At 59.7% G+C, this 23,933-nt stretch carries 22 protein-coding genes and 2 tRNA genes; 13 read left to right on the top strand and 11 right to left on the bottom strand.

Annotation, left to right across the window (positions count from 1 at the left end):
* Positions 1–2 precede the first annotated feature (2 nt).
* Positions 3–644 carry a DUF1826 domain-containing protein gene (locus ACMU_RS06800; RefSeq protein ID WP_236626216.1) on the bottom strand — a complete coding sequence of 214 codons (642 nt, stop codon included), beginning with the start codon at positions 642–644 and terminating at the stop codon, positions 3–5.
* Between the two features lie 218 nt (positions 645–862).
* Here ACMU_RS06800 and ACMU_RS06795 point away from each other — a divergent pair, with 218 nt between their 5' ends.
* The 6 genes from ACMU_RS06795 to ACMU_RS06770 all read left to right on the top strand — a co-directional run bounded on the left by ACMU_RS06795 (position 863) and on the right by ACMU_RS06770 (position 7,339).
* Positions 863–1,687 carry an ABC transporter substrate-binding protein gene (locus tag ACMU_RS06795; protein WP_035257774.1) on the top strand — a complete coding sequence of 275 codons (825 nt, stop codon included), beginning with the start codon at positions 863–865 and terminating at the stop codon, positions 1,685–1,687.
* Positions 1,688–2,548, top strand: a complete 861-nt coding sequence (locus ACMU_RS06790; RefSeq protein ID WP_051588103.1) for an amino acid ABC transporter permease — start codon at positions 1,688–1,690, stop codon at positions 2,546–2,548. It begins immediately after the preceding gene.
* Positions 2,545–3,276, top strand: a complete 732-nt coding sequence (locus ACMU_RS06785; protein WP_035257773.1) for an amino acid ABC transporter ATP-binding protein — start codon at positions 2,545–2,547, stop codon at positions 3,274–3,276. Before ACMU_RS06790 ends, ACMU_RS06785 begins: the two co-directional genes overlap by 4 nt.
* 115 nt (positions 3,277–3,391) lie before the next feature.
* Positions 3,392–3,465: transfer RNA gene (locus ACMU_RS06780), tRNA-Gly, on the top strand.
* Between the two features lie 73 nt (positions 3,466–3,538).
* Positions 3,539–5,329 carry an ABC transporter transmembrane domain-containing protein gene (locus tag ACMU_RS06775; RefSeq protein WP_035257771.1) on the top strand — a complete coding sequence of 597 codons (1,791 nt, stop codon included), beginning with the start codon at positions 3,539–3,541 and terminating at the stop codon, positions 5,327–5,329.
* A gap of 108 nt (positions 5,330–5,437) precedes the next feature.
* Positions 5,438–7,339, top strand: a complete 1,902-nt coding sequence (locus ACMU_RS06770) for an acyl-CoA synthetase (protein WP_035257768.1) — start codon at positions 5,438–5,440, stop codon at positions 7,337–7,339.
* A gap of 56 nt (positions 7,340–7,395) precedes the next feature.
* Here the strand turns inward: ACMU_RS06770 and ACMU_RS06765 are convergent, their stop codons facing one another.
* The gene (locus ACMU_RS06765; protein WP_051588207.1) at positions 7,396–9,138 is read right to left on the bottom strand and encodes a SulP family inorganic anion transporter; all 1,743 of its coding nucleotides are present in this window, start codon (positions 9,136–9,138) and stop codon (positions 7,396–7,398) included.
* A 317-nt stretch (positions 9,139–9,455) separates the two neighbouring features.
* Between ACMU_RS06765 and ACMU_RS06760 the strand changes: the two genes are divergently transcribed.
* Entirely contained in the window at positions 9,456–10,268 is an 813-nt protein-coding gene (locus ACMU_RS06760) for an enoyl-CoA hydratase (protein WP_035257766.1), read from the top strand.
* Complete coding sequence (locus tag ACMU_RS06755) at positions 10,269–11,900, top strand: acyl-CoA synthetase (RefSeq protein WP_035257765.1); 1,632 nt, start codon at positions 10,269–10,271, stop codon at positions 11,898–11,900.
* Positions 11,901–11,909: 9 nt separating this feature from the next.
* On the opposite strand, the gene ACMU_RS06750 is transcribed toward ACMU_RS06755, so the two are convergent.
* From ACMU_RS06750 to ACMU_RS06740, 3 genes are read right to left on the bottom strand one after another with little or no spacing between them, the layout of a single operon-like run.
* The gene (locus ACMU_RS06750; RefSeq protein ID WP_035257762.1) at positions 11,910–12,578 is read right to left on the bottom strand and encodes a hypothetical protein; all 669 of its coding nucleotides are present in this window, start codon (positions 12,576–12,578) and stop codon (positions 11,910–11,912) included.
* A 23-nt stretch (positions 12,579–12,601) separates the two neighbouring features.
* Positions 12,602–13,084: a hypothetical protein gene (locus tag ACMU_RS06745; protein ID WP_152544545.1), complete on the bottom strand. Its 483-nt coding sequence runs from the start codon at positions 13,082–13,084 to the stop codon at positions 12,602–12,604.
* 12 nt (positions 13,085–13,096) lie between these two features.
* On the bottom strand, positions 13,097–14,026 hold the full coding sequence (locus tag ACMU_RS06740; protein WP_152544544.1) for a DoxX family membrane protein: 930 nt from the start codon (positions 14,024–14,026) through the stop codon (positions 13,097–13,099).
* A 37-nt stretch (positions 14,027–14,063) separates the two neighbouring features.
* On the opposite strand from ACMU_RS06740, the gene ACMU_RS19245 reads away from it, so the two are divergent.
* Positions 14,064–14,426, top strand: coding sequence for a hypothetical protein (locus ACMU_RS19245; protein WP_152544543.1), 363 nt, complete (start codon positions 14,064–14,066; stop codon positions 14,424–14,426).
* Between the two features lie 167 nt (positions 14,427–14,593).
* On the opposite strand, the gene ACMU_RS06735 is transcribed toward ACMU_RS19245, so the two are convergent.
* A complete protein-coding gene (locus tag ACMU_RS06735; RefSeq protein ID WP_236626215.1) occupies positions 14,594–15,637 on the bottom strand; it encodes a GlxA family transcriptional regulator in 1,044 nt (347 codons plus the stop codon).
* A gap of 243 nt (positions 15,638–15,880) precedes the next feature.
* Between ACMU_RS06735 and ACMU_RS06730 the strand changes: the two genes are divergently transcribed.
* A complete protein-coding gene (locus ACMU_RS06730) occupies positions 15,881–16,756 on the top strand; it encodes a LysR family transcriptional regulator (protein WP_035257756.1) in 876 nt (291 codons plus the stop codon).
* A gap of 138 nt (positions 16,757–16,894) precedes the next feature.
* Complete coding sequence (locus tag ACMU_RS06725; protein WP_035257753.1) at positions 16,895–17,668, top strand: dioxygenase family protein; 774 nt, start codon at positions 16,895–16,897, stop codon at positions 17,666–17,668.
* Positions 17,669–17,741: 73 nt separating this feature from the next.
* Here ACMU_RS06725 and ACMU_RS06720 read toward each other — a convergent pair whose 3' ends face one another.
* The 3 genes from ACMU_RS06720 to ACMU_RS06710 all read right to left on the bottom strand — a co-directional run bounded on the left by ACMU_RS06720 (position 17,742) and on the right by ACMU_RS06710 (position 20,101).
* Positions 17,742–18,263, bottom strand: coding sequence for a redoxin domain-containing protein (locus ACMU_RS06720; RefSeq protein ID WP_035258654.1), 522 nt, complete (start codon positions 18,261–18,263; stop codon positions 17,742–17,744).
* Between the two features lie 25 nt (positions 18,264–18,288).
* Positions 18,289–19,086: a carboxymuconolactone decarboxylase family protein gene (locus tag ACMU_RS18675; protein ID WP_051588097.1), complete on the bottom strand. Its 798-nt coding sequence runs from the start codon at positions 19,084–19,086 to the stop codon at positions 18,289–18,291.
* 115 nt (positions 19,087–19,201) lie between these two features.
* Positions 19,202–20,101, bottom strand: coding sequence for an MBL fold metallo-hydrolase (locus ACMU_RS06710; RefSeq protein ID WP_161635630.1), 900 nt, complete (start codon positions 20,099–20,101; stop codon positions 19,202–19,204).
* Positions 20,102–20,324: 223 nt separating this feature from the next.
* On the opposite strand from ACMU_RS06710, the gene ACMU_RS06705 reads away from it, so the two are divergent.
* Both ACMU_RS06705 and ACMU_RS06695 read left to right on the top strand, forming a co-directional pair.
* Positions 20,325–21,386: a maleylacetate reductase gene (locus ACMU_RS06705; RefSeq protein ID WP_035257751.1), complete on the top strand. Its 1,062-nt coding sequence runs from the start codon at positions 20,325–20,327 to the stop codon at positions 21,384–21,386.
* 913 nt (positions 21,387–22,299) lie between these two features.
* Positions 22,300–22,530 (top strand): hypothetical protein, encoded by a 231-nt coding sequence (locus tag ACMU_RS06695; protein ID WP_152544542.1) that lies wholly within the window; start codon positions 22,300–22,302, stop codon positions 22,528–22,530.
* Between the two features lie 248 nt (positions 22,531–22,778).
* On the opposite strand, the gene ACMU_RS06690 is transcribed toward ACMU_RS06695, so the two are convergent.
* Together ACMU_RS06690 and ACMU_RS06685 are read right to left on the bottom strand one after the other, a co-directional pair.
* Positions 22,779–22,853 (bottom strand) — tRNA-Thr (locus tag ACMU_RS06690).
* A gap of 74 nt (positions 22,854–22,927) precedes the next feature.
* Positions 22,928–23,842, bottom strand: coding sequence for a LysR family transcriptional regulator (locus ACMU_RS06685; protein ID WP_161635629.1), 915 nt, complete (start codon positions 23,840–23,842; stop codon positions 22,928–22,930).
* Positions 23,843–23,933 lie beyond the last annotated feature (91 nt).

Here is a 23,933-nt window from a genome sequence, read left to right as displayed (position 1 = left end):
TGTCAGTCTTCGTCGGCCAGATCATAGATCGGGTCCAGCACCAGCAGAAGGCGTGTTTCGCCCGTGCCCTCGATCGGCGGAGAGCGATGCAAAAGCCCCGTTGGCGCGTCGTCTGGCCAACGGGTGCCGCGCAGCACAACAGGGCAGGCCGAAGGGACGGATTCAATCTCGTTGGGGACGTGCCCGCGTTCGGCCATGCCGTATTGCGTGGCTTGACCTCGATAGGTGCAGACCAGCCGCGCGGTAACCGCGTCGATGTGGAATTTGCGGCAGGCATTGGTTGTGATGGCGTCGAGGCGCAGGCGCAGATACGGGGCCTCCATCAGGTTGGCGAAGGCGCGGGAAAGCTGCGCGATATCGTCGACCAGCCAGTCGCGGGCCGGGGCGTCGGTGGCCGACACAAGGGGCATCAAGGACAGGACATGCCCGCGCACGGCTTCGGGTGCGAGGATCACACGATCCTGCGGCAAGAGATCCGCCGGCAGTTTGGCCAGCCATTCAATGGCGTGCGGTTCCGGCGCCCGGTCATAGATCGCCGCGCCGCAACCCGGTTGGCGGATCTCTGCGAACGCATCGGGGGACCGGCCTTTGCGAACGGCGGTGGCAAGGTCTGTCGGGGTGGTTACGGCCATATCCAGGGTCATCGGTGCTTGCCCTTTCGCTCAAAGACACTTGGTTTCGTCAGGTAGGTGCATGTTTTGTTATGTTATAACATGCCTAACCGCAAGGCCCGCAACATGGAGAACTGCCTGTGAGCGGTGTCCTGAACACACCGCGCGGGTGTCGGCATAACCTTCGGCACTGGACAAGCTTGGGCGGCTGGTATCAAGCTGTTGGCAATTAGAAACAGGGAGACATTTGCATGAAACTGATCTCGACCACCGCGATGGCTTTGGCTCTTTTGACGTCGGCCGCATATGCTGACGGGCACGCCGCCTGCGCCGCCGGTAAAACGTTGACCGACGGAACGCTGACCATCGCCACCGGTAACCCGGCTTATTACCCTTGGGTCATGAATGATGCACCCGAAAGCGGTGAAGGTTTCGAGGCCGCCGTTGCCTATGCCATCGCCGACAAGATGGGTTTTGACGCCGACAGCGTGACATGGGTGCGCACCAGCTTTGACGAAGCGATTCAGCCGGGCGCGAAGAATTTCGACTTCAACATGCAGCAATACTCCATCACGCCCGAGCGCGAAGAGATGGTGGATTTCAGCCTGCCTTATTACACCTCGGCCATGGCGGTGCTGACGACGCAGGGTGTTGTGGATGCCGGTGCGACGGCGACATTGGACAGTCTGAAGGGCCTGAAATGGGGTGCCGTGGCAACCACCACCGGGTTGCCGATGCTAACAAACGTGATCCAGCCGGACAGCGACCCGCTGCTTTACAATGACAACGCCGATGTGAACGCGGCCATCATGGCCGGACAGATCGACGCCGCGCTGTATGACCTGCCAACCGCGCTGTACCTGTCTGCCGTTATCGTGGAAAACGGTGCGCTTTTGGGGCAGTTCCCGGCTGAGCTGTCCGAGACACCGGACCAGTTCGGCCTGTTGATGGAAGAGGGCAGCGCGTTGAAGGAATGCGTGGATGCGGCCATCACCGCGCTGACTGACAGCGGCGCGCTTGCAGCGATCGAGGCGCAGTGGCTGGCCGAGGCAACGGGTGTGCCGGTCGTCCAGTAGATGAGCGACATGTCGACACAGGATCGCCCGGCGGCATCCCCTGCCGCCGGGCCAACGCGCCGCGAGGTCTACGAGGCCGGGGTGCGACGCCGGGCAAACCGGATCGCGCTGGCCTCGACCATCGCGGTGGTTCTGGCGCTGGTGATCCTCATCCCTCTTGCGCCGGGGTGGGAGGACGTGAAACGCGCCTTCTTCAACGGTCGTGTTTTCGCAGCCACTTTTCCGGGTCTGGTCGAAGCCTTTGTGCTGAACGTGATGATTTTTGCGTGGTCTGCACCGCTGATCGCGTTGACGGGGTTGGGCATTGCGCTGTGTCGCGACACGCGGTCGCCCGCCTTGTTTCCGCTGCGGCTGTTTGGTGTTGCCTATACCGACATATTTCGCGGTCTTCCCGTGGTTCTGGTGATCTATATCATCGGTTTCGGCGTGCCGGGGCTGGGCCTGCCGCGCCCGTGGAACAGCCCGTATATCTGGGGTACGTTGGCGCTGGTGCTGGTTTATTCGGCCTATGTGGCCGAGGTTCTGCGATCGGGCATCGACTCGATCCACCAATCGCAGCGTGCTGCCGCGGCCTCGCTTGGGCTGAGTGAACGGGACACGATGCGCTACGTGGTGTTGCCGCAGGCCATTCGCAACGTGGTGCCGGCCAATATGAACCTGTTCATCGCCCTGCAAAAGGATGTGGCGCTGCTGTCGTTTATTGGTCCGGTCGAGATCTTTCGCCAAGCAGGCGTATACAAGTCGCTTTATGCAAATTTCACTCCTTACGTTGGCGCGGCGCTGATCTTTCTGGCGTTGACGATCCCGGCAACGCGATACGCGGATTACCTGATGAACAAGCAAAACCGGGAACGGTCATGACCGCAAAACTGTCCCTGCGCGGGGTGCGCAAGCGGTTCGGCGAGGTTGAGGTGTGCAAGGGCATCGACCTGGACGTCGACGAAGGCGAGATGGTTTGCCTGATCGGCGCTTCGGGCTCGGGCAAATCCACCCTGCTGCGGTGCATGAACCTGCTGGAGCCGGTGGATGACGGCGTGATCCTGTTGGACGGCCAGGACATCTCGGAACCCGGTTTGGACCCACAGCCCGTGCGGCAGAAAATCGGGATCGTCTTTCAAAGCTATAACCTGTTTCCGCATATGAGCGCGGCCGAGAACGTCATGCTGGCCCCGCGCCGCGTTTACGGGCAAAGCCGCGAAGAACTGCGCCCCAAACTGGCCGAGATGTTCGGACGCTTCGGTCTGGGCGACCGGATGGATCACTATCCGGATCAGCTGTCAGGTGGTCAGCAGCAGCGTGTGGCCATCATTCGCGCCTTGGCGATGGCCCCGCAGATCATGTTGTTTGACGAGATCACAAGCGCGCTGGACCCCGAACTGGTGGGGGAGGTGCTGGACGTGCTGCGCGACCTGCGCGGGCAGGGGATGACCATGGTGCTGGCCACGCACGAGATGGGTTTTGCACGCGAACTGGCCGACAAGGTCTGCTTTCTGGATGCGGGACGCATTCTGGAACAAGGCCCCCCGGACGCCTTGTTCAACGCCCCGCGCGAGGACCGTACAAAGGCGTTTTTAGCGCGCGTTTTGTGACCCGCAAGACGCGCTGCCCGGCATCGCCGCGGCGCTGAAACGGGTTTTCGATTGCCAGAAAGGCAGTCCTCTATTGACCTCATTTTGGCGGTGACATAGTAAGCAAAAACTCTGAGCGGGTATGGTGAAATGGTATCATAAGAGCCTTCCAAGCTTAAGGTGCGGGTTCGATTCCCGCTACCCGCTCCAACTTCTCTGACAAAGTGAACTTGCCCCCCGTGGCGCGGCCCATTAGACAGACCGCGATCCAAAGGAGGCCGCCATGGCAGATACCTCGGTACGTGCCGACGAACCACGCGCAAAATCAAAGCGTATTGGTGCCCTGTCCGGGCTGTGGCCCTTTATTCGGCCTTACCGCGCCTTGCTGGCGTTGGCTGGTCTGGCGCTGGTGCTGACGGCGGGCGTGTCGCTGGTGCTGCCGCTTGCGGTGCGCCGTGTTGTCGACGGGTTTGGCGCCGCGCCTGAGCTTTTGGACAGCTATTTCGGCTCGGCCATCGGCATTGCGGCGCTTTTGGCAGTGGGTACCGGGGCGCGCTACTATCTGGTGACCCGGCTGGGCGAGCGCATCGTGGCCGATATCCGCAAGGCGGTGTTTGACCGTGTGATCGGCATGAGCCCCGCGTTTTACGAGAACATCCTGACCGGTGAGGTGCTGAGCCGGATCACAACGGATACCACGTTGATTCTGTCGGTGATCGGCTCGTCGGTATCGGTGGCGTTGCGCAACGTTCTGATCTTTATCGGCGGGCTGGTGCTGATGCTGCTGACCTCGGTCAAGCTGGCGCTGCTGGTGCTGCTATTGGTGCCGGTGGTGGTGGTGCCCATCGTGGTGCTGGGCCGCCGGCTGCGGGCGCTGGGCCGCGAGAACCAGGATTGGATCGCGGCCTCGTCCGGCTCGGCCTCGGAATCGCTGGGCGCGGTGCAGACCGTGCAGGCCTTCACGCATGAGGCCCCCAGCCGCCGCAAGTTTGGCGACGTCACCGAGCTCGCGTTTGGATCGGCCAGGAAACGCATCGGTACACGCGCGGTGATGACCGTGATCGTCATCTTTCTGGTCTTTTCGGGCGTGGTCGGCATCCTGTGGATCGGCGCGCGCGACATGCAAGCCGGCGCGATGAGCGTGGGCGAGCTCCTGCAATTCGTGATCTACGCGATCATGGTGGCGGGCTCGGTCGGGGCGCTTTCGGAAATCTGGGGTGAATTGCAACGCGCGGCGGGCGCGACCGAGCGGCTGGTGGAATTGCTGCAAGCCGAGGATGACATCTACGACCCTGCGTCACCGGTGGCCTTGCCAAACCCGGTCAGGGGGGCAATTCGGTTCGAGGATGTCTCGTTCCACTACCCGTCGCGGCCCAATCAGGCCGCGCTGAACGGCATTTCTCTGAACATCGCGCCGGGCGAGACGGTGGCCTTGGTCGGCCCGTCGGGGGCGGGCAAATCGACCATCCTGCAACTGCTGATGCGGTTCTATGACCCGCAATCGGGTCACGTAACGCTGGATGGTGTGTCGTTAACCGATCTGAACCGCGTGGCGTTTCGCGGTGCCATGGCGCTGGTGCCGCAAGACCCGGTGATCTTTGCTGACACTGCGCGTGAAAACATACGGTTTGGTCGCCCAGAGGCAAGCGATGCCGAGGTCGAGGCCGCTGCCAAGGCCGCCGCGGCCCACGATTTTCTGACCAAACTGCCCGACGGCTATGACAGCCAGGTCGGCGAACGCGGCGTGATGCTGTCGGGTGGCCAGAAACAGCGTATCGCCATCGCGCGCGCCATCCTGCGCGACGCACCGGTGTTGTTGCTGGACGAGGCAACCTCGGCGCTGGATGCCGAAAGCGAACGCGCGGTGCAGGGCGCGGTGGACCAGCTTTCGGCTGATCGTACCACTTTGGTTGTCGCGCATCGCCTTGCCACGGTAAAGCGCGCGGACCGTATCGTGGTATTTGACGAAGGCAGGATTGTCGCCCAGGGCAGCCATGACGAATTGGTTGCCCAGGGGGGGCTTTACGCCCGTCTGGCGCGGCTGCAATTCACCGAGGGTGTCGCAGCGGAATGATCCGTTTGGCCGTAGCGTCATTCTTGCGCTAGGCTTCTTAAGGTTACACGTTTACGCAAACGTGAAGCGGGCGCAGACCCGCGTTCACTTTAGGAGGGGAGATTAGAGTTGGGCGAATTCACTTGCCGCGATGACGTTCTGAAGATCGAACAGGAAATGACGTGGGAGCAACGGGGGCTGCCCAGTTCGGTGTATCGCCAGCTGCAGCAGACCGCCGCGACCTACGGCGCCAACAAGGCGGTTACCTATCAGATCACGTCGAAACCGGGCGACAAGGCTGAAACGCTGAACTGGTCCGAAATGCTGGCGCAGACCACGCAAGCCGCCAACATGTTCCGTGCGCTGGGCGTGGGGGATCAGGACGTCGTGGCCTATATCCTGCCCAACGCCTTGGAAACGGTTGTCACTTTGATTGGCGGTATGACGGCAGGCATTGTGTGCCCGATCAACCCGCTGCTTGAGCCTGAACAGATCGGCGCCATCCTGCGCGAGGTCGGGGCCAAGGTGGTGGTGACACTGCGGGCCTTCCCCAAAACCGACGTGGCCCAGAAAGTGGCCGAGGCGGTGGTGCTGGCGCCTAATGTGGGCACCGTGCTGGAAGTGGACCTGCTGCATTACCTGAACCCACCCAAAAGCTGGATCGTGCCGTTGATCCGCCCCAAGGCGCCCAACTACGGCGCCACCGATGTGCGCAGCTTTACCGCCGAACTGGCCAAACACCCGTCCGACGCGCTGACCTTTGCCGAACCCGACGAAGACCGCGTCGGCGCTTATTTCCACACCGGCGGCACCACCGGCATGCCCAAGGTTGCGCAGCACAAGCATTCGGGCATGATCTATAACGGCTGGATCGGCGACACGCTGCTGTTTGAACCCGATCACAACATCATCTGCCCGCTGCCGCTGTTCCATGTTTTTGCCTGCCATGTGGTGTTCATGGCAATGATCGCCTCGGGCGCGCATGTGGTGTTCCCCACCCCGCAGGGGTATCGCGGCGACGGGGTGTTCGACAATTTCTGGAAGCTGCTGGAGCATTACAAGATCACCTTCGTGATCACCGTGCCCACCGCCATTGCGGCGCTGATGCAGCGTCCGGTCAATGCCGATGTCTCAACTTTGCAGGTGGCGTTCTCGGGCTCTGCCCCGCTGCCGCTTGAGCTTTACAAGCGTTTCGAAGAGGCCACCGACGTGACCATCGTCGAAGGTTACGGCCTGACCGAGGCAACCTGTCTGGTGTCGTGCAACCCGACCGAAGGGCAAAAGAAAATTGGTTCGGTTGGGGTGCCGTTCCCCTATACCGACGTGCGCATTCTGCATTGCGACGGGCAGGGCAATATTGACCGGGAATGCGGCGTGGACGAGGTGGGCGAGATCTGTATCTCAAGCCCCGGCGTTTTTGATGGGTCCACCTATACCGAAGACGCCAAGAACCTGGGCCTGTTTGCCGAGGGCCGGTATCTGCGCACCGGCGATCTGGGGCGGCTGGACGACGAGGGGTACCTGTATATCACCGGCCGCGCCAAGGATCTGATCATCCGCGGCGGCCACAATATCGACCCCGCCGAGATCGAAGAGGCGTTGGCCGGCCACCCCGCCGTGGCCTTTGTTGGGGCAATCGGGCAGCCGGACAGTTTCGCCGGCGAACTGCCTTGCGCGTATGTCGAACTTGTCGAAGGGGCCGAGGTGACCATCGACGCGCTGATGGCGCACGCCAAAGAGCATATCCACGAACGCGCCGCCATCCCGAAGCATATCGAGGTGATGGACGAACTGCCCAAAACCGCCGTGGGCAAAGTGTTCAAACCCGACCTGCGCAAAAGCGCGATCACGCGTATCTACAACGCCGCCATCGAAAAGGCGGGCCTGTCTGCGCGCGTGGTGGAGGTTGTCGAGGACAAGAAACGTGGTCTGGTTGCGAAGATCGCCCGCGAGGGCGAGACCGATGACGACAAGCTGGGCCATGTGCTGGGCGAGTTCACGCGGCCCTGGGACTGGGCCGACGAAAGCTGACTTCGCCGCGGCCGAAAACCAAAAGCCCGCCGATTATGGCGGGCTTTTTTGTGGGCCTAGTCCTTTTCCTGCGGTTCGCCCTCGGGGGCTGGTGCGGGCGCACCGGGGCGTCGGGCACATTCCTCGAAGATGCGCCGCGTGCAAACCGCGCAAGCGCTTTCGGGGGTTTTGCTGACGGCGTGGGCAATTGCATCGCGTTTGGAGTGGAATAGGTTGAACTCTCCCAGCTCCTCCAGTGTTCCGAAGCGGCTGAGCGCCGCGATCAGACCGGGGTAGATACCCACGATATAGAAATCGCCGCCGCGCCGCCGCGCGCGCCTGATCTGCTGTGTCAGGAAATCGGCACCGGCAAGGTCGACGGTATCAACACCCTGCAAGATCAGGATGATCAGAGTCTGTTCGGGCTCGCGCTTGCTGATCAGGTCAAAGTTCCGCTCCAGCTCTTCGATGGAGCCAAAGAAGATCTGGCCCTGCAGGCGGCGGATCGAAATCTTTGGACATTGTGGCAGACCGCTGCGATAGGCATTTCGCAGGCGGCTGACACCATCCACCATCATCGGTGCCCCAACGCCCACAAAGGGGCGCGAGCTGGTGTAAAGGTAGAACACCAGCGACAGCATGACGCCGACAACAATGGCGTATTCCAGCTCGATAAAGATACCGGCAAGAAACGTTGCAATCAGGATCGTGGTCTCGCGGCCTGAATGGCGAATGTGCCGGATCTCGGCGAAATTGATCAGCCGCCAGGCAACGAACAGGATGATCCCGGCCATCGCGGGCACAGGGATGTAAATCACAAAGGGCGCCAGCAAAAGCAGAAGGATGAACAGCCAACCCGCGGCGAAAATGGCCGACAGGGGGGATCGCGCGCCGCTTTCTGCGTTCAGGCCAGATCGGGTAAACGAGCCGGACCCGGCATAGCAGCTGAAGAACCCGCCCACCACGTTTGACAGGCCCTGTCCGACGATTTCCTGGTTCGAGTCATAGGTCTCTTCCCGGCGGGTGGCGAAGGTGCGCCCGATGGAGATCGCCTCGAGAAGGCCCACCACCGCGATGGCAAATGCCCCCGGGATCAGTTCGGAAATCTGGGACAGCGTTGGCGTCGGAATTGAAACCGCTGGCCAAACCGAGGGCAAGGCCGAGAAAAAGGCGATGCCGGCGTCTTTTGCGTTCAGCAATTGACCCGACAACGCCCCGACGGCCAGAGCCACAAGATAGGCCGGGATGCGGCGCGAGATGCGCTGGCTGATGACGATGCTGGCCAAGGTCGCGGCGGCAATGATCAGGGCGGTGAGGTTAATGTCACCGATATGCTCGAGCACGCGCAGCACGCGCTCTACCACGCCGCCGCCGCGCTCGGTCGTGATGCCCAACGCCGGGCCCAGCTGAGACGCGGCAATCAGCAGCGCCGCAGCCGCGGTAAAGCCCACGATGACCGAATGCGAAATAAACGAGATCAACCCGCCCAGTCGCGCCATGCCTGCCGCGATTTGCAAGACGCCGATCATAATTGTCAGCGTCAGGGCCAACATGACATAGGCGTGGCTTTCGGGTTCGGCGAAGGGGGCCAGGGTGGCAAACAGAACGGCCGAAATCGCCGTTGTCGGCCCCGACACCATGATCATGGACGATCCCCAGAACCCGGCAATCGCCGCCGTGATCATCGCGGTGTAAAGGCCGTATTCCGGCGGCAGACCCGCAATGATGGCAAAGGCAACGCCCTGTGGCATCACGATGGCGGCGTTTGTCAGCGCCGCCATCAGGTCCGCCTGGATCGAGCCGCGCGTCACATTCTTCATCCACGGTCGCACCGGTGAAAACAGATATGCCTGTCGCTTGGCAAAATCTTTGAGTTTCAGGGTGTTTTGGCCGTTGCGAAAGATGCTCAAATTCGTGGACTCATTGGTGGTGGGGCGATTGGGATGCCTTCGACAACCACATTCCGCGCGGGAATGCAATAATTGTGTGGGATCAATTGTGTAACAATTGGCGTCTATGGCACAGCTTTGCGTGGGTAAAGCGGCGTTTTGGGCAGCCCGTGAAAACGGGCGGCAATTGCGTTACGCTGTGTGCTGTGGCACCACGGATCAAAGCCGATGTTCTGGGGAGGACAAGGATGGAAGGAACACCAGCAGTAGAACCGCCGGTATTGGTGGAAACCGATGCAGGCATCGCCACGGTGACGCTGAACCGGGCGCGTTCGATCAATGCCTTGTCTGAAGAGATGCTGGCCGGATTGCAGGCGGTTTGGGATGAGATTTCGCAACGGCGCGATGTGAAGGTCGTGATCTTGCGGGGGGCAGGGGATCATTTTTGTGCCGGCCATAACCTGAAAGAAATGACGGCGCGGCGCGCAGATGCCGATGGCGGGCATCAATATTTCAACGATCTCTTTGCCACCTGCTCGAAAATGATGATGTCGATCGTGAATTTGCCGCAGCCGGTGATCGCCGAGGTGACGGGCATTGCCACTGCCGCCGGGTGCCAATTGGTGGCGACCTGTGATCTGGCCGTGGCGGCCGAGGATGCGCGGTTTGCAACCTCGGGCGTGAATATCGGCCTTTTCTGCTCTACCCCGATGGTGGCGCTCAGCCGCGCTGTGCCGCGCAAGGCGGCGATGGAGATGTTACTGACCGGTGACTTTATCCCGGCCGACAGGGCGGTGCAGCTGGGTCTGATCAACAAGGCTGTGCCGCGCGACCAGGTGGCCGATGCCACACGGCAGATCGCCGACAAGATCGTGGCCAAGTCGCCCGTCGCCGTGAAGATCGGCAAGGGTGCCTTTTACAGCCAGGCCGAGATGGACCTGGCCCAGGCTTATGAATTTGCTGGCCGCACCATGGCCGAGAACATGATGGCCCGCGATGCCGAAGCAGGGATTGGCGCCTTTGTGACCAAGCAACCCATGCCCGAATGGACCGGAGAATAAATGTCGATCTTTGAGGGGCCGGAACTGGCCAAGACTCCGGCCAATCATGTGGCACTGTCGCCGGTTTCGGCGCTGACCCGCACGGCGCGGGTGCATCCCGAACGGCTGGCCATGATCTATGGCGATCTGCGTCGGACGTGGGGCGAGGTTGATGCGCGGTGTCGTCGATTGGCCTCGGCGCTCGCTGGCCGGGGGGTGGTCAAGGGCGACACGGTGGCCCTGCTTGCCCCAAACATTCCCGAGGCGCTGGAATGTGCGCTGGCGGTACCGATGATCGGCGCCGTATTGAACGCGAACAACACTCGGCTGGATGCAAGCACAATCGGGTACATTCTGGACCATGGGGCGGCCAGGGTTCTGCTGGTCGATACCGAACTTTCGGAAATCGCGGCCGAGGCTGTGGCGGGTTTGAAGAACCCGCCGTTGATCATCGATATCTGCGATCCAGCCGCGCCCGGTACGCCCATCGGCGCACTGGATTACGAGACGCTTCTGGCCGAAGGTGACCCGGATTTCCAGTATACCCTGCCGGCGGACGAGTGGGACGCGCTGTCGCTGAACTATACTTCCGGCACAACGGGCCGGCCCAAAGGCGTGGTCTATTCGCACCGTGGGGCCTATCTGAACGCGGTCAACAACACGATCACCTGGGCGATGCCGCATTTCCCGGTCTATCTGTGGACGCTGCCGATGTTTCACTGCAATGGCTGGTGTTTCCCGTGGACGATCACCTTGCTGGCGGGCACGCATGTGTTCATGCGCGCACCCCGTGCGGGTCCAATCTTTGACGCCATCGCCGATCACGGGGTTACTCATCTGTGCGGCGCGCCGATCATCATGTCGCTGATCGCCGATGCCCCGGCAGGCGAGGCACGCAGTTTCCCGCAGACGGTCGAAATGATGACCGCCGCCGCTCCGCCACCGGCAAGCGTGATCGCGGGGATCGAGGCAAGGGGGTTTCATGTCACCCATGTCTATGGTCTGACCGAGGTTTACGGCCCCGCTGTTGTCTGCGCATGGAAACCGGCCTGGGACGATCTGCCCGCCGACGAACGCGCCCGGCTGAAAGCGCGACAGGGCGTGGCCTATGAGCTGGAAGAAGAAGTTCGTGTCGTGGATCCCGAAACCGGCGCTCCGGTGCCGTGGGATGGCAAGACGCAGGGCGAGATCGTCTTTCGCGGCAATATCTGCATGAAGGGTTACCTCAAGTCGCCCGAACAAACCGAAAAGGCCTTTAAGGACGGCTGGTTCTGGTCCGGCGATCTGGCTGTGCAACACCCTGATGGCTATGTGGAAATTCGCGATAGAGCGAAAGATATCATCATTTCCGGCGGCGAAAATATCAGCTCGATCGAGGTGGAAAACGCCATTGTCGACCACCCCGCAGTGGCTTTCGCCGCCGTGGTGGCGCGGCCCGATGACAAATGGGGCGAGGTGCCATGTGCCTTTGTAGAACCCAAACCCGGGGCCGATCTGACCGCGGACGAGGTCATCACCCATGCCCGCGGCAAGCTTGCCGGCTATATGCGCCCGAAACGGGTTGTGTTCGGTGAACTTCCCAAGACCTCGACGGGCAAGATCCTGAAACACGTGCTGCGCGATATCGCCAAGTCGGACGACCCAGCACTTTAACCCCGTTTTCTAAGGGGCCGCGGGCTTGTCACGCAACAGCATGCTGATGCCAACCGCGATGAACCATGCAATGGCGCCAAGCCCAAACACGGCCCCGGCAGCGTCGCCGATGGACGGGATCAGCGTGGCAATGCCCCCTAGGCCTGTCACAAGACCAAGGAACACCGCGATTTTGCCTAGGCTGCGGCCCGTGTTAGCCGCAAGGCTGACCGCACCAATCCAGACCGCCCCGGCGATTTCGTTGCCGCCACCCAGGCCCAGTTCAACCGCGTGCAGAACTTGCCACAGGCGAACTGCGGCCTCGGGATCTGACGCGCCGAGTTGCGCAGCGCGCTCGACCCCGACATTGGCGATCATTCCGGCCCCCAGCACCAGTGTCGACCACATAATGCCGATGGCCCGCGTCACCGCAGCCCAACCGGGTGTCGTTGGCTTAAGGTGGTCGGCCAGGGCCACAACCAAAAGCGCCAGAACCAAGGCATTGGCGATGTAGATGACGCTGTTCCAGAGTATGAGCAAACCAGACTGTGCCACCGCGAAATCCACGACGGCGCGGGCGTCAACCTGTGACCCGCCGAAGCCCAGCGGTGCCAGTACCGTTAAAAGAAATACAAATCCGAACAGGTAAGTCGCGGCACATCCGAGGCTGGCGAACGCGCCAACACGTTGAAGGGTCATGGGAAAAATCCGGTATTAAAAAACTATTCTTGTTCGAAAGCGACTTGAGCAAAGATTGGTTCGCCCAAAACGGTGAGATCGGAATGATCATTGGCGTTCAGGCTGACCGTGACGACATTATGGCCTTTGGGAACGTTGGACAAGTGGAATGCAGGCCCGTAAAGACGCGCAACCTTGGCACCGTTCAGGTAGAGATGTGCGTGCCCTTCATTTGCGATATTGGCTTGGTTCACATTCTGCGGTGCAAAGGTAAAATTCTGCGCGTCCACGTAAACGTTCCAGCCTGACAGAGCGTCGGCCTCAACCCGCAAAGCCACCTTGGGTGGGTTGTCTGGGTCAGCTTCAACCTTGCCATGCAACGTGGCGTGATGCGCCTGCATGTCGGGTTGCGTGCCGCCAAAGGGTTGGTTCACAACCGGGGCCGCAACCACGCCGATCATTGCGGAAAACAATGCCACGTACAGGATGGTACTTGGTCTTACGGATACAGGATTGCGAAAGCTCATTGGTTTGCTCCTTCACGCGTTGGTCAGACCCGTCACGGCACGCTGCGCGCGCGACGAAAAGACCGTCGTAACCTTCAACCGTTGGCCATATCCCAGCAAAAGCAGGATAAGCGCCGTAGCGATGATCGGTAGGTGTCCAATGAACTCCATCAGCGCGGCGTCTTTGTTTTGCTGAAGGATGAAAACAAGGTTCGAACACAGCATAAGCCCGGCCACGGCCAGAATGTTCAGTCGCGTGACAACGCCAAGAACAAGGATCAGGCCAAACACGATTTCCATGACCCCAGCAGACAGAACAAACAGGCGGTCGTCGAACCAGTCAAACCCGACCAGCGGCATGAAATTCCAGGAAAAATCCGCGATAAAGACCTGCCCCAAAGCAGCCGGGTGCAGCTTCTCAAAATAGCCCAGGATCATCAGAGACAGACCCGTGAAAATCCGCAGCACATCAACCGAATATGGTTTCAGCCGGGTGCGCAGGTCTTCGTTCGGAAAGTAGTTGAACAGCGTGAACAGCGCGATGCCGACGAAATTGATGTATTCGATCGTGCGCACCACGCCGAATTGGGTCAAAAGGCCAACATACATCAGCAACATCAGCAGGGCTGCGTGATGCAGGAAGTGATTGCTGAGCAACAGGATGCCGATACCGGCCTGCAGGAACAGCAGTGATCCCCCCAGGTATCCCGTTGCCTGCAAGTGCGGAGCGATCAACCCACCGTCATAGGCCGTCAGCAACAGGGACATGCCGGTAAGGATGCGCATCAATTCCATGACGTCATGCCGGATCTTGGTTGGCGCGATTGGGGGCGTCGGCAGTTTGAGATCAAGCACTATGGCAATGGCCACAAGAACCGCCGCAATTGCGATCCAGATCAGGACAGCGGGCTCGAACAGGCGAAAGGGTTCGATCACATGTTGCTGCAGCGCATCGTTTGCCACAAACCAACGGACATGGGCGTGGGAAGGGGATGCCAAAATGACACCCAGCATGGCGGTCAATCCTACCCATGCCACGCAACGTGTGTTCCGCGGCAAACCTGTTTGGTTGGACGAAAAATCAAGCATTGAAGCCACCGGTTTTCTGGCAAGTGAAACGGACATCATCTGGTTGGCACCTTTTGAATATGGCCCTCGCAGGCCTGAAGGCTGTGCAACAGATCCTGTGGAAACCGCGCACGAAGTGATTGTGGCGCCATGCTCTGGGCCTTGGGCGCAAATGCTCTTTGCGCAACGCGTTCGCCGGTTTCGCAAAGGACACCCGTCAGAAGTTCGTGCAAGGCAACGAAGCGGCAGGCTCTATTGTTTATTAGATCGTGCATTATGTCCTCCGGTTCAATAAAGGGGCGGCAGCGCGCCGCAGGGCGGTTTATGGTGTGGCTTGCTGGGGCTGTAAGTCATTGCATTCAAAGTCGTTTCCCCGCGTTTTGGCAAAGAGCTATCGCGCTCGAAAAGCTGTCTCAGGCGTTGGGCTGAAAAAAATGTTTGGTCAAATGTTGGGTTGCAGTTCTAGGCGGGGCCGTCGCGAATGTTGTCGGCTTCGACCAACGTTTTTTGGAAACGCTCGCGATACTCTGACGCCGAAACACCCACATGGCGTTGAAAGGCCCGTCGCATTCGTTCGGCATTCTGAAAACCGGCTTGCAGGGCAATCTGTTCAATGCCGTCAGAGGTCGTTTCCAAGTGAACACGCGCCGCCTGAACACGCGAGGTTTCGACATAGGCGGCGGGTGTCAGGCCGGTTTCTTCCTTAAATCGGCGGGCAAAGGTGCGTTCAGACAACCCCGCGCGGGCCGCCAGAGCGGTGACAGTCAACGGGTCCGACGGTGTTTTCAGGATGTACTGCATCACGTCGTGGATTGCGGGATCTTCGGCTTTCTCGGCAACCAGATGCGCACTGAACTGCGACTGCCCACCGGGGCGGATCATGTACATGACATTCAGGCGGGCTACGTTCAGGGCGATATCGTGCCCCCAATCCTCTTCCACCAGGGCAAGGGCAAGATCCATCCCTGCCGTAATACCGGCCGAGGTCCAGATATTTCCGTCCTGGACGTAGATGGCGTCGCTTTCGATTTTCACCTGAGGATATCGTTTCTCAAGGATCGGGCTCCAGAACCAGTGGGTGCTGGCGCGTTTGCCCTCCAATAGCCCGACCTCGGCCAGGATAAGTGCGCCGGTACAAATCGATACAATCCGCCGGGAACGCGCCGCGGCCTTTTGAACAAAGGCCAAAAGCTCGTTGTCTTTGAGGGCTGCCATCGTGCCCACGCCACCACTGACGATCAACGTGTCGATCGGCTCGGGATCGGCCAGTGCGTCGGCATAGGACTGATCCGCGATCAGGGCCAGGGAGGACGTGGTTTTCACGCTGCCGGCTTTGGCTGCGACAACGGAAACGGAATAGGGCTTGGTTTCGTCTGGCAGGAAGAATGCCGCGCCGTTCATCACTTCCAGCGGGCCGACAACGTCAAGAACATGGGCGTCATCGTAGACAACCATCAGAACGCGGCGGCCTTTTTGGTTTGGCTGATATGTGGGTACTTTGATCATAGTCAGAAATTAGCGGCAATCAGCGCTGACCGTTAGGACAAATACCCCTCGGATTCCGCCAATTTCCGGCAGCCCCATAAAACGCCGCGTATCCTACACGGTTGTGCGGCGCGAAAATGCGTGCAGCAGATGGGGGGACGGCTGCGATCCCGCTGTCCTTCGTCCTCTTTACGAGCATAAGCCGCGCCAACCATCGGCAACCTTCGCCATTGCCTCCGCGACGCGGCGCGGTATGTTTGGGCCATGGAGTTTCGGCAGCTAAAGTATTTCGTGGCAGTGGCCGAGGAGGGCAATATCGGCCGCGCGGCGATACGCCTGAATGTCTCGCAACCTCCGGTCAGTCGGCAGATACAGGCACTGGAGCAGGAGCTTGGCACCAAGCTGTTTCGCCGGACGCCTTTCGGCGTGACCCTGACGGATGCGGGCGAAGTGTTCCTGCGTGACGCGCAAACCGTGTTGGCCAATACTCGCAACGCAGTTGATCGCGTTCAGGCCGCTGACCGCGGCGAAATTGGGCGGTTGGACATCGGGTATTTTGGTGCGACCATCTATCAAATTGTACCATGGGCGCTGCAACGCCTGAAGGCAATGAACCCACAGATTTCCTTGTCACTGACCCAGATGAACAAGGCCGAACAGGCCAACGCCATTCGTGAGGGGCGCATCCATATCGGGTTCGGGCGCTACTTTGCCGAAACGCCGGGGATCACGATTCAGCACCTGACCGGTGAACGGCTTGTGGCCGCGGTGCCTGTCAACAACCCGATCGCGGATCAGGCCACCGTTCGGCTGGCCGACCTGGCGAATAACGCCATCGTGGCCTACCCGTCGGGCGACCGGCCCAATCTGACCGACGAGATCATGTCGATCTTCCGCTCTGCCGGGTACGAGATCGATGTGGCCGATTTTGTGGGCGACTCGATTGCGGCCCTTTGCATGGTGTCCAGCGGCGGTTTTTGTACCTTGGTGCCCAACTCGATCACCAACGTGAACTATCCCGGCCTGCGCTATATTCCCATTGAAGACGACGATACGGTCATTGGGACCAGTTGCATTTACTCGGCGGGCTACGTGGCCCCGGTGTTGCGTGTGTTTCTGGACGCTCTGGCACCGGACTAACCGGATTGCTGGATGTCGTTCCATGGCCTGCGCCTCTATGCCAAACCGGTATGAAGGGCGGGGTTATAAAGTATTGGAAGGTATTTTGCACCCTGCGCTAGCTTTCCGCCTGACGCGCTAGCTAGGAGAGGAGAGCCCATGTCAGCAAGAGTTCAGCAGGTGGTCCCGGATCTGGTCGAGGCCATCCGTGACGTCATGAAGAAACACGATGTGACGTTTCAGGACTATGGCGCAGCAATGCAATTCCTGATCAACGTTCAGGAAACCGGCGAGCTGCCGGTATTGGTCGACGCCTTCTTTAATGCCACCGTGGTGGACATCGAAAACGCCACCCGCAAGGGCACAAAGGCCGATATCCAGGGACCGTATTACCTGGGTGCAGATGCGTACAACGTGGTCACAGACAAATTGCCCCATCGTCCCGAAGATGCCGGCGCACCCGATATGATCATTCGCGGACGCATTACCGATCTGGATGGCAATCCAATTGCCGGTGCAACGCTGGACATGTGGCATTCCACGCCTGATGGCTTGTATTCGGGCATTCACGATAACATCGATCCCAAGTTCTATCGCGGGCGCGTCATCACTGGCGCCGACGGGTCCTACAGTGTTTCGTCAAAATTGCCGGTGCCTTACCAAATTCCGAACAGCGGCCCGACCGGCCTGTTGCTTGAGAAATACCTGGAACGCCATTCCTGGCGCCCGGCGCATATCCATTTCTGGGCGCGCGCCGACGGTCAGCGTGACGTTGTAAACCAGGCCTATTTCGAAGGCGGTGACTGGGTGGGTGACGATTGCTGCGATACCGACCACCTGGATCTTGTCGTCCCCGAGCTGATCGAGAACGGCGTTCGGGTGATGGAGGTCAACTTCGCCCTTGAACCCGCAGTGGCCATGGCCGCCGAGTAAGGCCATTTCAGCACGAAAAAAAAGAGCCGCCGCGAACCGTTCGCGGCGGCTTTTGTTATGCCGAATGTCTGGTTCAGGGCCGGTCGCCGCGTGGGGGATAGTTGCGCGCCTTTGCAGCGTCCAACCCTTCCAGCCAATCGGGCCAATGTGATCTGGCGAACGGCGTTGTGCCCAGCGAGGCCGCAAACAACACCCCGTCGGGCCGAACAAAGAAGGTTCCCGGTTCTGCGAAGGGGCGGGGTTCATTGGGCGTGATCGGATTGGACATGAACAATCCCCACCGCCGCGCCTGGTCTTCGGTCAGGCCGAAACCAAGGTTCAACTGTCCCAACCCCCATTTTTCATGTGCCGCCCGGGCACGGTCTTCGGGGTCGGTGGAAACGGCAACAACCTCGATCCCGCGATCGGCGAAACGGGGCAAAAGGCCGGCCAAAGCCAGCAGGTGCCGGTGACAACGAGGGCAGTGCAGGCCGCGGTACACCTCAATCAGCGTCAGGTAACCGGCGTTCGACTTCGACAGGTCAAACCCGTTTCCATCCAACGTGGAAAAGACAAGATCGGGAACCGGTTGGCCGGGGACAAGCGTCTGTGGCACGGTATTATCCTTCTGATGGTGGTGTTCAAGTGAGGTCGACGCCCAGGGCATCGATTGTGGATTGCATCGCGGCAAAGCTGGCCGGAAAGCCACCATACGGTGCGGTCTGAATCACGATCTCGGCGACTTCTGAGCCTTCGAACCCGTGATCGCGCGCTGTTTTGCAGAATTTTTGTAGCGAGGCAGAGGCCGACGGCAGACAAGACAGCGACGCAACCGCGCAAACCAGCCGATCACGCAGGGAAAGCCCCGGGCGGGGCCAGATCACGCCGTAACCAAAGGACGACGCGATCTGGTACAGTTCATTCATGTGTTCGAGGGCGGGATCAGAATAGCCCTCGTTGCGTCGCTGTCCGTGCAGCGTTTGCCGCATCTGTTCAGATCGTTGGGTGATGTCGGTGCTGCGGTCAGTGTCTTCCAGATGCACATTGGCCACCCCGGCTGCTGCCAAGGCCGCCTGCGCCTTGGCAAACCCCGCGTAAAGGCTGCATTGCAAGAACACCTCGGCGATTTCTTGGACGTTCAGGTTGCCGTCTTTTGCACCCTCGGCCAACCACGCAACCCGGTCTGTCGCGCCATGGACACAGGCCGCGGCCAGCCAGATGATAAACCGCTGACGCGGTGGCAACACATCGCGTGACATCACCAACCCGATTTCAAACTCCGACACCATCGTATGTGCGCCGTCCGGCGCGCTGTCGCTGTCGCCGCGGCTCAGGCCAAGTGTTTTCAACGTAGCGTTGGCGCGCGCTTGCAGATCACGACGGCACAACGTGCCGGTTGCGCGGGGGCGCGCGTTTGGGGCCTTAACGGTGTCGGGCATGGGTTGTGGTCCTTGATGGCACAATGGGTGCAGGCATTGCCGGTTTTCGGAAGCGTGTTGGAATGCCAAAAGAAAACAGAGTTCTACACCGTTTTGGTTTGATGGTTTCGCACGGTCACTTCACTGGTTGGAACCGGTATCCGGACCCCTTGGGCAGCGCCAATCCGGCGCTTTCACCGGGAAAGTGGTTGCAGAACATCAAAGTTTCGTCTGCGGCGTATTGTGCCAGCTTGGCGCGGCGCGTTGCGATTGCCGCATCCGTATCAAAGCAGAAAACCGTTGCGCATTGCGGCGCGGCCATCTGGATCGGGTGGTGCATCAGGTCGGCGACAAAACTGGCCAGAACGCGCGTTCCGTCACGGAGTTCCAACCCCATCATTCCCGGCGAATGGCCGGCCAGATCCGTCACAAACAACCCCGGTGCCAGCTCGGTTTCAGGGTCAACGGTTTTAACCAAACCGCCATCGATCACCGGCATCACACTGTCGGGCAGCGATGTGGACATAAAGCCGAACTCGGCATGGCGGTTGGGCCAATAGTCCAGTTCGGCCGCGTGTGTCAGGTGTTGCGCATTGGGAAAGGTTGGGACCCAACCATCGGCGGTTTTGCGCGTCAGCCAACCGGTGTGGTCCACGTGCAGATGCGTGAGGAACACGATGTCGATGTCCTCGGGTGCAAGACCTGCCTGCCCCAGATGGTTCAGCCAATTGGATTTGCCCAGATGCCAGTCCGACCGCGTGGGATAGTTGCCATCCTCGCCCACTGCGCAATCCACCAGGATGGTCATTTCGCCCAAGATGATCAGATACGAGGTATAGGCCATCACCATCAGCCCGGTGTCCGGTGTTACATAGTCAGGCACCAACCAATCGCGGTTGGCTTGCACCGTGTCTGGGGGCAAATCCTTTAACAGGTCGCCCGGGCGTCGCGTTGGCCCCACGGAATCCAACAAGGCATATACACGCATGTCGGCAATGGTTTTGGGCGTCATGCGGGGCAACAGGCCGAGTGTCACGTGAGTCCTCCTATCGAATGCTCTCCCGACAGGTCTGACGTGCTCACGCCATACTTTCCAATACTGTTTTACCATGAAATTGATACCGTTTAGGCATCTTGCCGGGCTGCACGCCCTCGGGCTTGATACCGTAGTGGTATCAAGGCGGCGAGGCATCGATATTGGACAGTAATGCTTCGTGCCGGGATAACGTCTGGAGAGCGACGAAAATCCGTGAGGACTCATGCACCCATTCACTTATACCGGTTTGCCTGCGCGTGTGGTTTTTGGCCAAGGCACCATCTCACAATTACCAGATGAGGTTGCGGCACTGGGGATCTCCCGGGCGCTGGTGCTGACAACACCGGGACAGGCCAAGCAGGGCCATCAGGTTTCAGACCTTTTGGCCGGGGTTTCGGCCGGTGTTTTTTCCGAGGCGGCCATGCACACCCCATCCGACGTGACCGACGCCGCCATGGCCGCGTTTGCGGACAGGAATGCGGACGGGATCGTTTCCATCGGCGGTGGGTCAACCATCGGGTTGGGCAAGGCCATCGCCCTGCGCAACGATGCGCCGCAGGTGGTGGTTCCGACAAGCTATGCCGGGTCAGAAATGACACCAATCCTCGGGCAAACCGAAAACGGTAAGAAAACGACGCAGCGCACGCTGCGCGTTTTGCCCGAAACCGTGATCTACGATGTCGACTTCACTTTGACGCTGCCTGCGCAAATGACCTTCACCAGCGGTATGAACGCCATCGCCCACGCGGTTGAGGCGCTTTATGCCGAGCAGACGAACCCGGTTCTGTCGATGATGGCCGAAGACGGCATTGCCAAGATGGTGGACGCGCTGAACCGCGTTCAGGCTGCGCCGCAGGATATCGGCGTGCGGTCTGATGCGCTTTACGGGGCGTGGCTGTGTGCGGTTTGTCTGGGTTCGGGTGGAATCGCGCTGCATCACAAGCTTTGCCATGTTCTGGGTGGGTCTTTCGGGCTGCCCCATGCCGAAACCCACACGATCGTGTTGCCGCATGCGCTGGCCTACAACGCCCCAGTCATTCCACAGGCAATGGACGCATTGAAGCGGGCAACGGGCACGGCCACGCCGGCGGGCGCGCTGTACGACATTGCCAGAAATGGGGGCGTTCCCACCGCATTACGCGACATCGGCATGCCACAAGACGGTATTGACCGGGCAATCGCCTTTACGTTGGAAAACCCCTATTTCAACCCGCGCGCGCTGGAACGGAACGCGTTGACCGAACTGTTAACCAACGCGTGGCACGGAACCCGGCCAGAGGGATGACCCGAAAACGGGGGAGGGGCTGCGAGCCCGCGCTTCGCTTACCCTCAAGTATCTGTCATTTCAAAAACTATGCTCTGCTCGGTTGTCTCGAGCAGGGCACGGCATGGCATTCATTGAGCCACTCAAATTCCCTCTGAAAACCGGATCGCAACCCATCGAAGCTGCGCTTCCATCTAGGACTTGGGCAGTCTTGCAGAGCCTGGGTTGAGAAATGGTGCGCTAGAAAAAGGAGATGGTTTGAACTCCCAGTTCGATTCCGTAATCGGCACGTCTGACGCGCTGCAAGCAAATGCCTTTCTAGGCCATTGCCTTAAGCCACTATAGGCGAAGGAGGCCAGCAACGCCCCCCCGCGGGCATTGACGAGCAAGCTGTCATGCACTCATTTAGCTAGCAAGGCAGAGAAACGGCGGGCAAATCGTTGATATAAACGTTTCCAGATGATTGGGCGTTTCCTACATTTGTGCGGAATGGTTGAAAACCTGCATACCCACCCACTCGGTTTCTGCCGTTAACTTCACCACACACCACATATCCGCCACCCGGCCCAGAGAACGAAAACCCTCGTATATTCCGAAACTGTGCACTGTCAGGATCGTTCAGTGAGTACTTAACCTGCTGGCGCGCTGTTTCAGAGATGTGGGAGGGCAAACTTACAGGGGTAAAGTCATCGGAGGTGGCTGAATAACAGGCTGAAAGCGTCAATATGGCCATAGCCCCGGGTAATAGCTTAGAGGATTTCATGTGAATCTCCTTTTCAATTCATAGGGTGATTCTTGGCACTTGAAAGAAATTAGACCCAGGAAGGCAAGGCGGATCTGATTCCGACAATGATAATTTCGATGATCTCTACCAAAACCACTTTCGAGGCGTCATTTGCACCGGTCTTTGATCTTCAATCAACCGTTCGGCCCAATGCAGGCTTTTGCGTACATCGTAAACTGTGTCGTGTTCGAGCTGTTTCCGGAGCATCTTGGCCTGTCGGGGCCTGATGCGGTGCAGATCGCGTTGACGAATGGGCTGACAAGAAAGCAGGTGTTGTCAGAATTGGGCGCCGGACTGCCGACGTTGAACAAGTGGGTCACAACGCATCCCGACACCGAGGTGGTGGCCGGAAAAACAAGTCGATCCCACACGCGCGCCTAAAAGACGGTTTCGAGGATCTCCGAAAAGCCCTTAGCCGCCCACTCCGTTGGTCGACATGATTGTTTGCGATGTTTAAGATTGCCTGGAATGGTCGATTGGATATGGCCAAAGCAGATCGAGAAAGCTGGGCTCAAAAAGCCAAAGCTGTTGATGAGAATACCTTGGAACTCTTAGTCCGACTGGTTGAGACCCCAAACCCCACTACCCTTCAAAGGGTTAGGGGGAATTCCCACCAAAGAAATTTGAAATGGTGCTGCTGGAGAGAATTGAACTCTCGACCTCTCCCTTACCAAGGGAGTGCTCTACCTCTGAGCTACAGCAGCGTACCGTGGGCGGCTGATTAGACCCAATTGGCAATCAGCGCAACCCGGTTTGATCGGTTTTTTCGGCAAAATTTTCACCCGCCCTGTGCGATGGCGGTGGTGGCCAAAGGAAGGGTTTGACCGGCCTCGCCGCGCAGTGTGTCGGCCAAGCCACGTGACCGCACGGCCAGAAAATCAGACAGCACCCGAAGCCTTGCGTTGTTGCGCGTGTCGGGGTGGCGCAACAGCCACAGGGACTGGAATGCTGGGAAATCGGGTTCGGTCAGGCGGCGCAGCCCCGGTGCATTGTCGCCAAGGAAACAGGGCAACGAGGCCAGCCCCGCCCCCATGCGGCACGCCTGCAGCTGTGCCGGCATATGGGACATGTAACAAACGTCACGGGCATTCGGGAATGGGGTGGAGCGTTTCCAAAGGGCAGGGGTCCCGCGCGGTGTAAAGCAGATCCAGCCGGGGACGGCGCCGTTTTCTAGCCGGGTGGCGTAATCTGCCGCACAATATACCGCGCGGGCGGTTTCTGTCAGGCGGCGGCCGATCAGGTGTGGGCGTTGTTTTTCCCCAAACCGAAGGGCCAGGTCGGCTTGTCCGCGATCCAGGTCTGACAGGTTGTTTCCAACGCGGATGTCCAGGGTAATCAGCGGGTGGGCCTCGGCGAATTCCACCAGCGCCTGCATGAACGGGCTGACGGCCAGCGCGTCCAGCAGGCTGATCGACACCGGACCTTCCAGCGCGCGTTCCTGTCCAAAGGTGCGGCGTTGCAGGGCCAGCACCTGTTCCTCGATCTCTTCAGCGGTCGAAAGGACGTCTTCGCCTGCTTGCGTCAGGTGGTACCGGGATCGCGATCTTTGAAACAGGGCAACGCCCGCTGCACCTTCCAACGCGTCAACCCGGCGACCGACGGTCGAGTAACTGACCCCCGCGATATCCGCTGCTTCGCGCAAGGTCCCGGCACGTACCAAGGCCAGAAAAAGTTTCAGATCGTCCCAGTCCATTTGTTTCATTTTTGCAATCCGCGTCCGCAATTGTGTTCATTGATGTACAAAATGGGGTGCGTACATTGCCGTTGCAAGCCGACAAACGGCG

It is taken from the genome of Actibacterium mucosum KCTC 23349, from assembly GCF_000647975.1.
GTDB classification, from domain to species: Bacteria; Pseudomonadota; Alphaproteobacteria; order Rhodobacterales; family Rhodobacteraceae; genus Actibacterium; species Actibacterium mucosum.
The sequence above is the reverse complement of the archived record's forward strand: the minus strand, read 5'-3'. Positions and strand labels throughout refer to the sequence as shown.

Bases quoted from the DNA above. Each gene is read 5' to 3' on its own strand.
- ACMU_RS06755 (WP_035257765.1), top strand. From the start codon at position 10,269: ATGTCGATCTTTGAGGGGCCGGAACTGGCCAAGACTCCGGCCAATCAT.
- ACMU_RS06750 (WP_035257762.1), bottom strand. From the start codon at position 12,578: ATGACCCTTCAACGTGTTGGCGCGTTCGCCAGCCTCGGATGTGCCGCG.
- ACMU_RS06725 (WP_035257753.1), top strand. From the start codon at position 16,895: ATGTCAGCAAGAGTTCAGCAGGTGGTCCCGGATCTGGTCGAGGCCATC.
- ACMU_RS06685 (WP_161635629.1), bottom strand. From the start codon at position 23,842: ATGGACTGGGACGATCTGAAACTTTTTCTGGCCTTGGTACGTGCCGGG.
- ACMU_RS06705 (WP_035257751.1), top strand. From the start codon at position 20,325: ATGCACCCATTCACTTATACCGGTTTGCCTGCGCGTGTGGTTTTTGGC.
- ACMU_RS06730 (WP_035257756.1), top strand. From the start codon at position 15,881: ATGGAGTTTCGGCAGCTAAAGTATTTCGTGGCAGTGGCCGAGGAGGGC.
- ACMU_RS06775 (WP_035257771.1), top strand. From the start codon at position 3,539: ATGGCAGATACCTCGGTACGTGCCGACGAACCACGCGCAAAATCAAAG.
- ACMU_RS06695 (WP_152544542.1), top strand. From the start codon at position 22,300: ATGCAGGCTTTTGCGTACATCGTAAACTGTGTCGTGTTCGAGCTGTTT.
- ACMU_RS06765 (WP_051588207.1), bottom strand. From the start codon at position 9,138: ATGAAGAATGTGACGCGCGGCTCGATCCAGGCGGACCTGATGGCGGCG.
- ACMU_RS06760 (WP_035257766.1), top strand. From the start codon at position 9,456: ATGGAAGGAACACCAGCAGTAGAACCGCCGGTATTGGTGGAAACCGAT.
- ACMU_RS06800 (WP_236626216.1), bottom strand. From the start codon at position 644: ATGACCCTGGATATGGCCGTAACCACCCCGACAGACCTTGCCACCGCC.
- ACMU_RS06795 (WP_035257774.1), top strand. From the start codon at position 863: ATGAAACTGATCTCGACCACCGCGATGGCTTTGGCTCTTTTGACGTCG.
- ACMU_RS06785 (WP_035257773.1), top strand. From the start codon at position 2,545: ATGACCGCAAAACTGTCCCTGCGCGGGGTGCGCAAGCGGTTCGGCGAG.
- ACMU_RS19245 (WP_152544543.1), top strand. From the start codon at position 14,064: ATGACACCCAGCATGGCGGTCAATCCTACCCATGCCACGCAACGTGTG.
- ACMU_RS18675 (WP_051588097.1), bottom strand. From the start codon at position 19,086: ATGCCCGACACCGTTAAGGCCCCAAACGCGCGCCCCCGCGCAACCGGC.
- ACMU_RS06790 (WP_051588103.1), top strand. From the start codon at position 1,688: ATGAGCGACATGTCGACACAGGATCGCCCGGCGGCATCCCCTGCCGCC.
- ACMU_RS06745 (WP_152544545.1), bottom strand. From the start codon at position 13,084: ATGAGCTTTCGCAATCCTGTATCCGTAAGACCAAGTACCATCCTGTAC.
- ACMU_RS06735 (WP_236626215.1), bottom strand. From the start codon at position 15,637: ATGATCAAAGTACCCACATATCAGCCAAACCAAAAAGGCCGCCGCGTT.